13 protein-coding genes are annotated in these 14322 nt (G+C 59.1%); 8 read left to right on the plus strand and 5 right to left on the minus strand.

Going from position 1 to position 14322, the window contains the following annotated elements; genetic code table 11:
* Positions 1-10: 10 nt before the first annotated feature.
* Positions 11-3109, minus strand: a complete 3099-nt coding sequence (locus GDA65_00180) for a PAS domain S-box protein (GenBank protein ID MBA5861112.1) — start codon at positions 3107-3109, stop codon at positions 11-13.
* Positions 3106-4836: a DUF2156 domain-containing protein gene (locus tag GDA65_00185; GenBank protein MBA5861113.1), complete on the minus strand. Its 1731-nt coding sequence runs from the start codon at positions 4834-4836 to the stop codon at positions 3106-3108. Before GDA65_00185 ends, GDA65_00180 begins: the two co-directional genes overlap by 4 nt.
* On the opposite strand from GDA65_00185, the gene GDA65_00190 reads away from it, so the two are divergent.
* From GDA65_00190 to GDA65_00225, 8 genes are all read left to right on the plus strand, one after another.
* The gene (locus GDA65_00190) at positions 4767-6350 is read left to right on the plus strand and encodes a hypothetical protein (protein MBA5861114.1); all 1584 of its coding nucleotides are present in this window, start codon (positions 4767-4769) and stop codon (positions 6348-6350) included. The two genes, GDA65_00185 and GDA65_00190, sit on opposite strands and share 70 nt — an antisense overlap.
* Before the next feature lie 72 nt (positions 6351-6422).
* A complete protein-coding gene (locus GDA65_00195; GenBank protein MBA5861115.1) occupies positions 6423-6668 on the plus strand; it encodes a glutaredoxin in 246 nt (81 codons plus the stop codon).
* A gap of 120 nt (positions 6669-6788) precedes the next feature.
* Positions 6789-7922, plus strand: coding sequence for a KamA family radical SAM protein (locus tag GDA65_00200; GenBank protein MBA5861116.1), 1134 nt, complete (start codon positions 6789-6791; stop codon positions 7920-7922).
* Positions 7919-9070 carry a 2'-deoxycytidine 5'-triphosphate deaminase gene (locus GDA65_00205; GenBank protein MBA5861117.1) on the plus strand — a complete coding sequence of 384 codons (1152 nt, stop codon included), beginning with the start codon at positions 7919-7921 and terminating at the stop codon, positions 9068-9070. Before GDA65_00200 ends, GDA65_00205 begins: the two co-directional genes overlap by 4 nt.
* 2 nt (positions 9071-9072) lie before the next feature.
* On the plus strand, positions 9073-9480 hold the full coding sequence (locus GDA65_00210) for a hypothetical protein (protein MBA5861118.1): 408 nt from the start codon (positions 9073-9075) through the stop codon (positions 9478-9480).
* Complete coding sequence (locus tag GDA65_00215; protein MBA5861119.1) at positions 9481-10242, plus strand: glycosyltransferase; 762 nt, start codon at positions 9481-9483, stop codon at positions 10240-10242.
* 4 nt (positions 10243-10246) lie between these two features.
* Complete coding sequence (locus tag GDA65_00220) at positions 10247-10999, plus strand: DUF2064 domain-containing protein (protein ID MBA5861120.1); 753 nt, start codon at positions 10247-10249, stop codon at positions 10997-10999.
* A gap of 10 nt (positions 11000-11009) precedes the next feature.
* Positions 11010-11744: an SDR family oxidoreductase gene (locus tag GDA65_00225; GenBank protein MBA5861121.1), complete on the plus strand. Its 735-nt coding sequence runs from the start codon at positions 11010-11012 to the stop codon at positions 11742-11744.
* Between the two features lie 11 nt (positions 11745-11755).
* On the opposite strand, the gene GDA65_00230 is transcribed toward GDA65_00225, so the two are convergent.
* The 3 genes from GDA65_00230 to GDA65_00240 all read right to left on the minus strand — a co-directional run bounded on the left by GDA65_00230 (position 11756) and on the right by GDA65_00240 (position 13948).
* Positions 11756-13192 (minus strand): UbiA family prenyltransferase, encoded by a 1437-nt coding sequence (locus GDA65_00230; GenBank protein ID MBA5861122.1) that lies wholly within the window; start codon positions 13190-13192, stop codon positions 11756-11758.
* A 170-nt stretch (positions 13193-13362) separates the two neighbouring features.
* A complete protein-coding gene (locus GDA65_00235) occupies positions 13363-13692 on the minus strand; it encodes a glutaredoxin (GenBank protein MBA5861123.1) in 330 nt (109 codons plus the stop codon).
* A 13-nt stretch (positions 13693-13705) separates the two neighbouring features.
* On the minus strand, positions 13706-13948 hold the full coding sequence (locus tag GDA65_00240; GenBank protein ID MBA5861124.1) for a BolA/IbaG family iron-sulfur metabolism protein: 243 nt from the start codon (positions 13946-13948) through the stop codon (positions 13706-13708).
* Between the last annotated feature and the right edge of the window lie 374 nt (positions 13949-14322).

Genomic DNA, 14322 nt, shown 5'->3' on the forward strand with positions numbered 1-14322 from the left:
TTCGCGCCGCTCAGCCGACCTTCGATCCATCCAACACTTCCCGAACTTTTTGCGCCAGCGTGGTGGGGGTGAAGGGTTTTTGCAGGAAAGAATGCTCCGTATCAATGCCGCCTTTGGAGAAGGCCGGGTGGTCCGGGTAGCCGGACATATACAGCACTTTGACTTCCGGCCGGACCGTCGCGAGTTTTTCTGCCACTTCCGGGCCGCTCATCTGCGGCATGACCACATCAGTCAGCAGTAAGTGGATGGGACCGGCATGTTTGGCCCCGGTCAGCAACGCTTCGATGCCATGCCTGGCTTCCAAAACGGTATAGCCGTGAAGGCGCAACGTCTCATTGACCAGGCGTCGCACACCGGGTTCATCCTCAACCAACAACACAGTCTCGCGCCCTCTGACCGAGTCACCGCCGACGGCGACCGATTCGGTTTCGTCATTGACCGCTTCGATCCGCGGAAAGAAAATTTTAAAGGTTGCCCCACGGCCGGGCTTGCTTTCCACCTCGATGCACCCGCCGCTCTGCTTGACAATGCCATAGACCGTGGACAATCCGAGCCCGGTCCCTTTGCCCTTTTCTTTGGTGGTAAAAAACGGCTCAAAGACGTGGGACTGCGTGTCCTCGTCCATGCCGTGGCCTGTGTCGCGCACAATCAAGGCGATGTACGAACCAGGCTCGGCGCCCATCGGCGGACGGTTTCGGCGCTGGCCAAACTGCACATTGGCGGTTTCCACCGTCAGCCGGCCGCCGTCCGGCATGGCGTCGCGGGCATTGACGGCTAGATTCATAATGACCTGTTCTACCTGGCCGGGATCCGCCTTCAACTGCCCCAAGCCCGGATCCAGAACGGTACACAGCTCGACGATGTCCTCTCCCAGTAATCGCCGGAGCATGCCTTCCATGTTATGGATCACCGAATTCAGATCCAGCACCTTCGGGGCGATGAACTGCCGGCGACTGAACGCCAGCAATTGACCGGTCAGACCGGACGCGCGATCCGCCGCTTTTTTAACCTCTTCCAGTTCTTTCCGGAACCCGTCGGTCGGCGAGAGCCGGCTCAGCACCAGTTCGCTGTATCCTCGAATCACCGTCAGCATGTTATTGAAATCGTGCGCCACACCGCCGGCGAGTCGTCCAACGGCCTCCATTTTTTGCGACTGCTGCAGTTGCGCTTCCGTGCGGCGCAGCGCATCCTCGGCACGGGCCCGTTCGCCGAACTGCCCAATCTTGAGACCGACATCAGCGACCATCTTCAACAACTGTTCATCCGGCTGCTTGATTTCGCGCCGGAAGAGTTCGATGACGCCTTCCACCTCCGTCCCGACTCGAACCGGGAATCCGAAGGCGCCATGCAATCCCACGCGTGAGGCCGCGCCGCTGCGAGGGAAATTCGCTTCCTGCACAACGTCCTTGATCCACGTCGGTTCTCCCGCCTGCCAGATCCGTCCGGGAAGTCCCTTGCCGATCCCGAAGGTATGCCGCCAGGTCTCAAGAACAAATTCTTCGGCGTTCAGCCCCGGCGCCTGCCAGACATCCAGACAGCGCAGCACACTTCCCTGCCGGTCGAGTCGCCAGAAGATGCCTAACTCCCATTCCAGACTTTCGCAAATGGCCTGCAAAATCTTCGGCCCGGCTTCTTCCAAGGTCCGCGATTCCGCCAACACGCGCGTGACTGCGTACTGAGATGCCAACTGGCGCTCGGTCCGTTTGCGCGCGGTAATATCGCGAATGAAGGCGCTGAAAATATAGGCATCGCCCAGCCTGGCCGGAGAGATGGTAATTTCCACCGGAAATTCATGACCGTCACGATGACTCCCCATCATCTCAATCCGTCGGTTGAGAAGGGCGCCTTGTCCGGTATCAAGGAAATGTCGCAGCCCGCGTTCATGCCCTTCCCGGTCCCGGACGGGAATGATCGTCTCCGAAACACGCCGGCCCAACGCCTCTTCGCGTTCCCACCCGAAAATGTTGACGGCCTGCGCATTCCAATCCGTAATGATGCCGCCCGCATCCATGGAGATGACGGCGTCTAACGCCGTATCGACGATGACCCGGTTGCGTTCCTGGCTCTGCAACAGGGCTGCCTCCGCCGCGCGGGCCCATTCGCTCTCTTGCTGCGCTTGCCGATGTTGTTCGCGCAATCGTCCCGTGGCCCATAGCAGCAAGCCCACCATCGGTAGCCAGACCACCGCACCGGCGATGCCGAGTTTCCACATCATCGCCCGGATCGGCAACAGAATGACGTCGCGATCTATCCGCAGCAGAATCGTCCACTGCAAGCCGGAATAGCCGCTGTACCCGTTGGTTTGGGAATACCCTGTCACGACGGGGACGTAACGGCGAACATGCATTTCCTCGACATATCCCGCCTTGCCCGAGCTGCTCCGCAAGACCGAGGGCAGATTGAGCTCACGCAGGTTGACCTGGTCGATGCTGGAGGAGGAATCCACGAATACCAGACCGCCCCTCGTTAGAAATTGATATTCGAAGGGACCGGCCGCGCCGTCGCTCTGCTGAATTTCGCGCACCGTTTCGATGAGCACATCTTCCAGCATCGGCAGTCCGATGCGGGTCGTGACCACGCCGAGAAATTTCCCGCTGACGCTGAGAATGGGCGCGGTAAAGGCAACCGACTCGATCTTGTGATCCGAGTCACGGACCTCGACCTCATCGACCAGCACAGCGCTGGTCTGCCGCACCCGGTCGAACCACTCACTCTGGCTGTAGTCCTGGCCGATGGTGGACGAATCCGTTGCCGCAATCATCCGTCCATGAGGATCCGTCACCCCCAGCCAGAGATAGACCGGCGCGTAGGTGTCCTTCATCCACTGCAGATACTCATTGATATATTTCTTGTCGGCAGCCCGGTCAGTGAACGCCCGGGCCATCATGCGCACATCCGCATGACGCTCGAAGAGCAGGCGGTCGAGTTTGTCCGCAATCTCAGCCGAGGCGAGCGTGAGGTTTCCTCCGGTCGCCTCGACCATACGCACTTCAATCGACCGCAACATGACCACGCCGATCACCAGCGCCACGATCGTCATGCCGACGATCAACACAGGCAACCAGGGATAGGAACGGCGGGGAGAACCTGGGAGAGGAGCGGCCATCATCGTCGGGACTCCGTCACAACGTAATTCGGTATCAATCGCGCGGGATGGTACCAGCGCTTGGCTTTCGCCAGACTCGGGAGACCGGAATCATCCATGGTGTTGATCCAACATGCGCCTTTGGCGAGCGCTTGGCGACAGAATTCACGAAACACGAACGCGCCGGCCCCCACAATATCCCGATCCGCCACTTCCAGCAAGACACAGAACACTGATTGATTGAGCCGCAGGCCCAGCGTATACGCCCGAATGCGCCCCGCCACTCGAACCACTGCTCCGGTCAGTCCCAATTCAGCATGGGCGGACAATGCCGTTTCATGGGCTCCGGCGGCATCGTCAAGCAAGGCATCGGCCCAACCATCCGGTCCGGTCCGCTGTTTCTGTTCCCGCCATTCATGAAACAAAGTCAGACAGGCGGTTTGATCGCGACAGTCATAGGGTTCAAGGATCCCGCCATGTTCGCGCATGAAGCGGTTGCAGGCTGCGCGGGGCGATCGATACGGGTCACCGGCGAGATCGACAAGATCAGCGGCGGCATACACATAGTCCGGCTCTCTCTGGATGACCTCGTACCCCAACGCGCGTAGTGCGGGCACGGAAGATTCCGGTACATTGTCTATCCTGCTGACGGACGAATCCCCATTCCACCCGCGCATCACGCGAAAGGCTTCAGCCGCCGGCTGATCGATCGGCCCTTCTCCCAACGGAGGCAAGGCCAAAAATATCCCGTCGGGCGATTCGGCGAACAGGCACAGGTGCCCCTGCAGTTCGGTCCAGGTATATCTCAGCCGATGCCGCCAGATGTAATGGTAGGCGAATGAAGCCGCAGCGAGCGGTATCTCCTGAACGCCGGCGCTGACGGCCAGTGCGGCCTCCAGACGCCCTCGATCCTGAATGGTCAGGGCCTGCCTGTGGATCCGCGTCTGCCCTCTCTGCACGTGTTCCGTCACCCTCGCCAAGGTCCGCAAGGGGATGACATCTTCCTGAAACCGCCCAATGAGCCTGGGGTAGCGCGCAAGCATCGCCACCCGCTCATCCTGTTCAATCCATTGGGCCACCGCGTCTGCCGCCTGATCGACCAGCGACGCGGGCGCATCACGCATATACGGACACTTCGTATCCCATCCGAGGAGGACATGGGCGCGCTCGACATCCCACATCAGGGCAAACGGATAGAGTCGACAGTCCAACGGGCGGACATCATAGATGCGACAGCGCGACGTGCCACTGTCAAACGCGGGGCAGACATATCCCTCGCCAGCCGGATTCGGGACCAGATTAATCTGGGCGCCTTCGGTAGTTGGGAAACATTCCGGCGCCAGACCGGCCGCCACCGCTCCTTGAATCTCCTCGCCGGTAAAGAAGGGGCGTAAGAAGCTGTCTTGCTCGGGAAACCGGCAACAGACGTCGCATTGAAGACAGGCCGTACTCGGCACGATCTGCAGGAGAGAATGACCTACGGGCCGTGTGGGACTCGCGGGAGAGACTGGCACGAGTGGACTCGTCATGAGCTGCACATATTGTAACACTAACCCGCACGTCGTCCTACTATCCCGCATCTTGGCCGTCGCAGGCCCCTGTTTGCCGGGTGGCGTGAGATGTCGGCGAGCGCCTCGTGGCCCTCGCCGACTTGTACCAGTGTAAGAGGCCATGGTACGATTTGCTCCACCTCGAATCCGACCGCGACTGCGAAGCATGCGACTGCGCTGCGAGCATCGAGGATATTGCATTGGCACTGCCACAACATTCACGTGAGCCGTTGAACTCCGACGAAACCCGCCGACGTTGTCTCGCAATCCGTGATGCGCTCGTTCACGCCGGCGTCTATGGCCCGGCTGAAACGGAACCGGTCGCGGCGACGACCGGTTCAAACATTTCGCCGGCGCGCTTTCGCCTCTCCCCGACACCCTTTCCGCTTTCCTCGTCTGACGTCATGTTTTTTCAGCACTTGGGGCAGGACCTCCTGGCTTTCTATCGGGCCTTAAACCGCCTCTATCAAGACAGTGCCCGCGGGACCCAGCCGGGGTGGGTGGCGGCTTATCTCGATCAGGGCAAACCGGAATCCCTCATCACCTTCAGCCGGATGAACCGGTTTCGAAACCTCATACCCGGCATCATTCGGCCGGATGTGATCCCGACTGCCGACGGCATGGTGATCACGGAGCTCGATTCCGTTCCCGGTGGGATCGGGCTGACGGCATGCATGTCGCGCGCCTATGATGACCAACTCGGGCTCGGGCTCGCCCCCGCTCACGCAGCGTCCGAACGTTCCTCCCTGATCGCCGGTCGAGATGGCATGGTGCAAGGATTCGCCGCGATGCTGCGTGCCCAGCAAGGCGACCAGGAAGGCTGCCTTGCGATTGTTGTCTCCGACGAGGCGAAGGAGTACCGGCCGGAGATGGAATGGATGGCCCGGCGTCTGCGTGAAATCGGTTGGCAGGCGTTCTGTGTCGAGCCACGGGACATTCGTTTTACCGACGAGGGCCTGTTTCTCCAAGATGAACAGGGACCGCGGGCGATCGGATTACTCTACCGCTTTTTTGAACTCTTCGATCTAAAGAACATCCCGAAGGCCGAGCTCATGATGTATGCTGCGAAGAAGGGACAGGTCGCCGTCACGCCGCCCTACAAGCCGGCCTTGGAGGAAAAACTCGCCTTCGGGCTGTTCCATCACCCTGAACTGGCGCCATTTTGGGAGCAGATATTGACCGCTGAGACGAGGGCCACCTTGCGACAATTGCTGCCTCGAACATGGATTCTCGACCCGCAACCGGTGCCCCCGACGGCCGTCATCCCAGATCTCCTGCTCAGCGGACGAGCCGTCTCGGACTTTCGCCGGCTGGCCCACACGACTCAAAAGGAGCGGCAACTGGTGATCAAGCCCTCAGGATTCTCCGAACTGGCCTGGGGCAGCCGGGGCGTCTCCATCGGGCATGATCTCCCGCAAGTCGAATGGGGCGCCGCGTTGGAGCATGCGCTGCAGTCCTTCTCGACAACCCCCTATGTCCTTCAAGAATTCCACAAGGGCCGCTTGTTCGAGTCGGCCTATTGGGATGAACAACGCGAGACGGTGACGCCGATGTCCGGGCGGGTTCGCTTATCTCCGTATTATTTCGTCGTCGGTGACAAGGCCGAGCTCGGCGGGATCCTGGCAACACTCTGTCCCGCCAATAAAAAAATTATTCATGGCATGGTCGACGCGATCATGGCGCCCTGTGCGATCGCGCCGGGCGTCCCAGCGTAGCGCGGGGTGATGACGAGGCTGCTCGCATCGATTCAGCCGCCGGCTGATTACTCTTTTCTCCTATAGGTACTCATGGCCCTCACCCTCTATCATGTCCAATGGTGCCCCGATTGCGCGGTTGTCCGGGATCGCCTGAGTGAATTGAACCTTTCTTACGAAGACGTGGTCGTGCCGGACTTCCGGCCGATGCGCAAACAAGTCTACGAGGTCTCCGGCCAATACTATGTCCCGGTCTTGAAGGACGGAGACACGGTGCTCTCGGAAACCCACGATATTCTGGCCCATCTGCACACACACTACGACAAGGCGCAGCCGTGAGGAGGTCGCCGGGACCCGCAGCGCGACCGCTGATGATCACGGTTAGGACGAGATGCCGGAGAGAGGCGCCGGCCGGTACGGCTTGGCCGATTGGAACGGCATCAGCGAAAGGATAGACACGTGGAGGATTGGAAACGCATCCTGGCTCAGAGCGTGGTAAAGCCAAAAGATCTGGCCGAACGGCTCGGTGTCGACGCCAAGGAGATCGAAGACATCGTGGGGGACTACCCCATGCGCATTACGCCGACCGTGCTGGCCACCATCAAAGAAAAAGGCGACGCGATCTGGAAGCAGGTCGTGCCCGATCGCGCCGAAATGGCCGATGCCGACGCGGAGGATGATCCGCTCGAAGAAGACCTGATGAGCCCCGTGCCCCATCTGGTCCACCGGTATCCCGATCGAGTGCTCCTGATGGTCACCAACCAGTGCCCGATCTATTGCCGATTCTGTACCAGAAAACGGCTGGTCGGCAAACCGGGCTTCCTCAAGAAAGGCGAGCTCGATCGGGCCATCGCCTATCTGCGCGAACATCAGGAAGTGCGGGATGTGATCCTGTCCGGCGGAGATCCGTTGTTACTGCCGGACCATCTCTTGGAACGGATCCTCAAGTCACTCCGCACCATTCCTCACTTGGAAATAATCCGGATCGGCACTCGGGTACCGGGCAGCTTACCCGAGCGGATCACGCCGAAACTCTGCGAAATCATCAAAAGGTATCATCCGTTTTATATGAACCTGCACTTCAACCATCCGGATGAACTGACGCCGGAAGTGAAGCGCGCGTGCGGCATGCTGGCCGATGCCGGGGTTCCCCTGGGAGCACAGACTGTGTTACTGAAGGGGGTTAACGACGATCCCGAAACCATGAAACGGCTGATGCACCAGCTCCTACTGGCGCGCGTCAAACCCTATTATTTGTATCAGGCGGACTTGACCAAGGGAACCAATCATTTCCGGACCTCGGTCGAAACAGGGCTCAAGATCATCAAGGCCTTGCAAGGCCACACCAGCGGTATGGCTGTCCCTCACTTTGTGATCGATGCCCCCGGCGGCGGCGGAAAAATTCCTCTGCTTCCCGGAGAATATCTCGTTAATCTGGATGAAGATGGCGCCGTGCTGAGAAACTACGAAAACAACACATATCACTATCCTCAGCCAGGCTCGCCTCAAGGACGCGAGTTACCGATGGTTGGCGCCCACCCTTCCTGGGTCACTGCCGGCAACGGATGTGACGGAGGGGGTGAGCATCTGTGAGACGTGCCGGGTCATCGAAGGGCATTCTGCCTTACCAGCACATTACCCAGTTGATCGCCCGTGGCGCCATCAAGTCTGATGCCCCGATCGAAGACCGGCAAATCCAACCGGCCAGCCTCGACTTGCGGCTGGGGAGAAAAGCCTACCGGCTCATCAGCAGCTTCCTACCGGAATTGTCGGCCATCAGCAGCCGCCTCAACGTCCTCGACTTTTATCAATCCGATCTCGTGATGTATGAAATGGACCTGACCCAGGGCGCCATTCTGGAAAAGGGCCATGTCTATCTGGTGCCGCTCTTGGAGCATCTCGAATTGCCGGCGACGCTCCGTGCCCGCGCCAACCCGAAAAGCACGACGGGACGCTTGGACGTCTTCACCCGTGTCGTCACCGACCTGAACGCCGGCTTTGATGAGATCCGGGCAGGCTACAAAGGTCCGCTCTACCTGGAAGTGGTCCCCCGGTCATTCGCCATTAAAGTGCGCACCGGTGACTCGCTCAATCAAATCCGTTTCGTGCGCGGGGACGCGACGGTATCGGATACGGCCCTCCAGAAATTGCACGCGGCCGATCCACTGCTTTTTCGCAATGCGTCCTCCCCGAAGCCGCTCCCGCCTAAGGAGTTCCGCACAGAGCGAGGGCTCTTCTTGCGAATTGATCTCACCGGCAGCGCACACGAAGATGCGGTGATCGGGTATCGGGCGAAAAAAAACAGCCATGTCATCGACCTGGCTAAAATTGGTCACTATGCGGCCCAGGATTTCTGGGAACCGTTAAAACGGCATCGCCATGACAGTCTGCTGTTGGAGCCGGAAGAGTTTTATATCCTGGCCTCCAAGGAACGGATCCGCGTCCCGTCCGGCTATGCCGCCGAAATGGTGGCGTACGAGGCGGCCTGCGGCGAGCTACGCACGCACTATGCGGGATTCTTCGACCCAGGCTTCGGGTATGGCGACGGGACGATGCGCGGCACGCAGGTCGTGCTGGAAGTCCGCCCGCACGATGTGCCATTCCTCATTCATGATGGGCAAACCTTCTTCAAAGTAGTGTATGATCGAATGCTCACGGTCCCTTCGCAAGTGTATGGAACGGCGCTTGGCTCGTCATACCAACGACAAGCCCTTACCCTCAGCAAACATTTTAAGGCCTGAACATGGCACCTCCCAGCGACCTCCCAGATCCCTCCACCCGTCCGTCCTGGCCACCCCCGCATCGCCCGGACGACGAGAGCACAACTGATCGCCAGGCGCACGTCTTCGGGATGATGATCGGCACGGCCTTGATGTTCATCGGCTTCCTGGACGTGTTTCTCTCCATTAGCGGCGGATTCGAAATTAACGTCGTCCCGCTCTTGATTTACTTCAGCGGCATCGCCGTCTGGTCAAACGCGGTGGTGGAAAACCCGACCGTCCGCTATTCCCTGATGGCAGGATCGGTCCTAATCAGTTTGGCCTTTTTTCACTACGGCGAAGTCTTGTTCTGGCATAAGCAGGTGGTGTTCTGGTCCACCGTCGCCGTGGTCATGTATTTCATGTTCAAGGACCCCAAACCGACTGCCTGAATGGCCGCAGACGGCCCTGACCAGAACTCCCGACTTCTAACCTCGATGACGATTGCCGTCATCATTCCAGTTCTGAACGAAGCCCGTGGCCTCGATCGGACACTTTCCCACACCCATTCCTTGGGGTTTGACGAGTTGATCATCGTCGATGGTGGAAGTTCTGATGACACCTGTGCCATCGCCCGGTCGTTTGCGGATCGAATAGGTATTCCTCTTGCCCCCTCGGCCGGTTCTATGCGGTTATTGACGGCCCCACACGGCCGAGCGCGGCAACTGAATACGGGCGCGGCCGCCAGCGGGCGCGATGTCCTGCTGTTTCTGCATGCGGATACTCGTCTTCCGTCGAACGCTCAACAGGCCATCCTCATCGCCCTGTCTAATGAAACCTGCGTCGGCGGGCGATTCGATGTCCGCTTCGACTCCACACGCCTGCCGGCCCGCATTATCGGCAGGCTGATGAACCTGCGCTCGCGCTGGAGCGGGATCGCCACCGGGGACCAGGCCATCTTTGTCCGACGCGCAGTTTTCGAGAAGATGGGAGGATTTGCGGACATCCCTCTGATGGAAGATATCGAATTTACGCGGCGGCTCAAACGAGCCGGACAACTGGCCTCCTTGCCGGATCAGGTTGTGACCGCCTTCCGTCGATGGGAGCAGCAGGGTCCTCTTCGCACAATTTTGTTGATGTGGACCCTTCGCTTCCTGTACTGGATCGGAGTCAGCCCGCATCGACTTCAACATTTTTACAGCATGGTGAGATGAATCAATGAGCCCCCACCCCCCTGACCGTAAACAGTCCGCGTCGGCAGCCCTGGTGATCTTCGCCAAAGCGCCGGTCCCGGGACAGGTGAAAACCAGACTCTGCCCTGCCTTGACCGAAGACGAAGCCGCCACGCTGCACGGAAGCTTTGTGCTCGACACCCTGGAACGCACCAAAGCCGCTGCCGGCACATTCAAGCTCAAGTTCGATCGTTTTCTGGCCTGCGCCCCGTCGAGCGCGCACGTATTTTTCAGAATCATGGAAGCGCGCCATGGGGTGACGCTCCTGGCTCAGAAAGGCGACGATCTCGGCGCCCGCATGCGGCACAGCTTCGACCAGCTCTTCGCCCGCGGCTATCAGCACATCTGCCTCGTGGGAACCGACGTCCCGTCGCTGCCGCTCACGCACTATCGCGACGCCTTCGCCTCGCTCGCCCGGCATGATCTGGTCCTGGGGCCTGCCCAGGACGGCGGGTACTACCTGATCGGTATGACCAGGCCTCACCCTGCCCTGTTCGAAACTATTCCCTGGTCGACAGATCAGGTCCTAGCGCTCACTCAACAGCAAGCTGCCACGGAAGGGCTGAAGACCGCGCTCCTTCCGCCATGGAACGATATCGACACCCTGGAGGATCTCCAAAGTTTGATCGATGACTGCATGGCGGATAAGAAACGCCCCAAAAAGGAGCGAGTCTATTCAACCAGAACGGCGGGAACACTGGAGCTGCTCGCAAAGCGCCTGCGCGAACGCCGGACGTAGAAGGAGACCTATGTCGAACCCAGTTGCACTCATCACCGGCGGAGCCAAAGGCATCGGCCGCGCCATCGCCCTCGACCTTGCCGCGCAACAGTGGTCCATCACCCTGTGTTACCGCACCAGCGCCGCTGCCGCAGAGGAGACCAGCGCCGCCATCGTGGCACGCGGCGGCCAAGCCCTCGCCCTGCAATGCGATGTGTCCGACCCGGCAGCGTCCAAGCAGTTGGTCGCACAGGTGGAGGCGAAATGGGGCCGCATCGACGCGTTGATTAACGGCGCCGGCCCTTACCATCGCGTGAACCTTTTTGACGAAACCACAGAAGGGTGGCGCGAAATGTTCGATGGAAATCTGCACCCGATTTTTTATCTCGGGCAAGCGGTGGCGCCGGGCATGAAAACGCGGAAACATGGACGGATCATCAATTTCAGCATGGCCAACGCCGATCAGATGGTGGCCCAGCCGGAGGTGACGGGACATTACATCGCCAAGGCCGGGGTATTGATCCTGACCCGCACCCTGGCAAAGCTGCTCGCCCCCTATGGCATTACGGTCAACGCGATTTCACCCGGCTTCATCGATTCAGGCAGTGCGCCCCCGGAAGAACTGGCAGGAGTGGTCAAACGGATCCCGGCGGGATATGTCGGAAGCGTGGAGGACACGGTTGCTGCGGTCAGATTCCTGCTTAGCGAGGACGCGCGTTACGTCAACGGCGCAAATCTGCATCTCAGCGGCGGATGGGGTATTTAATATGTTCCGACTCACTTGGCGAGGAAAAGAATGGCGCAGATGAGGGCTGCCATGACATAACTTTTCGGATCTTTTACCGCGAACACGACCGGGTCATCATCCATTCGATTCCGGTACGCCAGCATCCAGACCCGGCTGATCCAGTACAGCATCACGGGACACACCAGCCACAGCACCTCCGCCTGGGAATACAGCAGCAACACCTCTTTGCTGCTGATATACAAGGCTAACACCAACACCGCGATCAATCCGCTTGCTGTGCCAATGCTGGAGATATGCTCCAGATCCGTCACCCAATACCCTCGTCCATGCACTTCCGTTCCCTCTGTCTGGCTCGTGAGACGCAACTCGGTAAACCGTTTGACCAGGGCGAGACTGAGGAAGAGAAACAACGAAAACGTCAACAACCAATGGGATGGAACCACCTCAGTCGCAGCCCCGCCGCCATACACCCGCACCGTATAGAGCTGAGCCAACACAATCACATCCAGCAACACGAACTGCTTCAAGTAAAAGGAATAGGCGGTGGTCATCACGAGGTATCCCGTCAGCACTACGAGAAATACACGGGGCAGCGCGAAGGCCAATGCGACGCCTACCACGAGGCAGCCCGCAGCCAGGAGTAGTCCGAATGGAATGGACAGGCTGCCGGAGGCAAACGGCCGAGACTTTTTTCGGGGATGCCGGCGATCGGAAGCAAGATCCAGGCAATCGTTGACGATATAGACGGCGGAAGCGGAGAGACTGAAGGAGAGGAACGCCAACAAGGCCTGAATCATCAATGTACGATTCGTCAGTTGATGGGAAGCGACGACCGGGATAAACACCAACACATTTTTGGCCCATTGATGCACGCGTAAGGCTTTGGCAACCTGCTTCAGCCATTGCACCGGTTGACTGAAGACCCGGCTGACCGGGGCAAGCGCTTGCGCACGGCTCGCTAAACCGGCAGACGCGTTGACGACGATCGCTTCATTGGCTTCGGCCCACACCGGCAAGTCCGCTGTGGAGTTTCCTGCATAGGCAAACCGGCGAGATCCATACCGCTCGACCAGGAGCGCCACCTTGCGCGCGCCCTTGAGATTGATCGACGCATCACTCCCGAACACCCGCTCCTCGAATAAACCAAGGTGAGCGGCCACGGCCTGCGCAAAACTCACATGACTCGCCGTCGCGAGCACAAGTTTCCTCCCGAACCGTCTTTCCTCGGTAAGAAATTCGATCAGATCCGGGTGATAGGGCAATGTGGAGACATCCAGCGTCACCCGGCGGGCGATTTCATGCTTAAAATGGGCTTTGCCTTTGAGCAACCAGAAGGGAAGCAGGACGATCGAGAGCGGATTCTGCTTGAGAAGCGCCAGCAGTGATTCCCACAACAAATCGGTCTTGATGAGCGTGCCATCAAGATCGACGCAGAGCGGACTCTTCGCTGAATAATCATCACCCATGCGTGATGCAGAGGATCCTATCGGCCAGGAAGCGGTCTCGCAAGAATTTATAGGAAACGCATCGACTCACGCGGCTCATCCCCCAACAGACAAGGCGTCTTCTGTTGGGAGAGAACCGGAAGAACGCCGGCGAGGAGCCATCAACGTGGGGAATCGAACTGCACCACCGCCTAAGACTCGGCGCCGAAGGCCTTCTTCAGCAACGGCATCACCTCGCCCTTCGCTTCCATCGGGTCCAGGATATCCGTGTCGCCGTAAAACTGCCCGTCGATGAACACCTTTGGCAGGGTCGGCCAATTCGTCAGCTTGGTCAATGCCTCGCGTTTGGCCGGCTGAGACAAGACATCGATGAGTTCATAGGGATACCCATACTTCTCAAAAAAGTGCATCGTCTCCCTGGTGAACCCGCACATGGGCATGGATTTGGTACCCTTGCCGTAGATCAAAATCTTGTTGGAGGTGATTTCTCGTTGAATTTCTTCTTCAATCGGGTCAGCCATCTGGTCCCCCTTATTATTTCACTTCATCCGGTGTCGTGGCCGTAATCTCCAACGCATGGATACGCCCGTCTTTCATCGGACCGGCTAGTGCCTGATACACCATGCGATGCCGGTCCAGGAGATTTTTCCCGGCAAAACCCGTCGAGGTCACTCGCACGATCAAATGGTCCTGCGTGCCGGTCTTGTCGATCACGGTGACGGCGGCATCGGGAAACACTTGACGGATATAGGTAGTCACGGCTTCAGCGGTAATCATCTGGAGGCAGAATAACGCATCCGGGAAGCCGAAGGCAATCTGACCGGCTGCTGGCCGTTCGTTGGAAATGCGTCCAGCCCCCCACAGATGGCAATTTCACCGGCAGGCCGGAGGAATGGGGTTCATTGTTATCGTCGGAGACAAGGCCACGGCCGAAAAGATTTGGGGACCGGCTATGGGCGGCGAGTACGTCGTGACTCCGCAGCATCTCAGGGGTGGCCAAAATTGACACTTCTCCGGCAATCCTCCGGCTACATAACGCCCCTCGCGCGAATGGGGCGGATACCAGGCGGCCTTCTGCTCCAGCAAACCTATCATTCTTCATCCACATTCATACCTTCCGACATGAGAGCGTACCGGTGGTGCATTTCACC

Source organism: Nitrospira sp. CR1.1, from assembly GCA_014055465.1.
Lineage (GTDB): Bacteria > Nitrospirota > Nitrospiria > Nitrospirales > Nitrospiraceae > Nitrospira_A.

Bases quoted from the DNA above. Each gene is read 5' to 3' on its own strand.
- GDA65_00180 (MBA5861112.1), bottom strand. From the start codon at position 3,109: ATGATGGCCGCTCCTCTCCCAGGTTCTCCCCGCCGTTCCTATCCCTGG.
- GDA65_00185 (MBA5861113.1), bottom strand. From the start codon at position 4,836: ATGCAATATCCTCGATGCTCGCAGCGCAGTCGCATGCTTCGCAGTCGC.
- GDA65_00195 (MBA5861115.1), top strand. From the start codon at position 6,423: ATGGCCCTCACCCTCTATCATGTCCAATGGTGCCCCGATTGCGCGGTT.
- GDA65_00210 (MBA5861118.1), top strand. From the start codon at position 9,073: ATGGCACCTCCCAGCGACCTCCCAGATCCCTCCACCCGTCCGTCCTGG.
- GDA65_00215 (MBA5861119.1), top strand. From the start codon at position 9,481: ATGGCCGCAGACGGCCCTGACCAGAACTCCCGACTTCTAACCTCGATG.
- GDA65_00220 (MBA5861120.1), top strand. From the start codon at position 10,247: ATGAGCCCCCACCCCCCTGACCGTAAACAGTCCGCGTCGGCAGCCCTG.
- GDA65_00225 (MBA5861121.1), top strand. From the start codon at position 11,010: ATGTCGAACCCAGTTGCACTCATCACCGGCGGAGCCAAAGGCATCGGC.
- GDA65_00230 (MBA5861122.1), bottom strand. From the start codon at position 13,192: ATGGGTGATGATTATTCAGCGAAGAGTCCGCTCTGCGTCGATCTTGAT.
- GDA65_00235 (MBA5861123.1), bottom strand. From the start codon at position 13,692: ATGGCTGACCCGATTGAAGAAGAAATTCAACGAGAAATCACCTCCAAC.
- GDA65_00240 (MBA5861124.1), bottom strand. From the start codon at position 13,948: ATGATTACCGCTGAAGCCGTGACTACCTATATCCGTCAAGTGTTTCCC.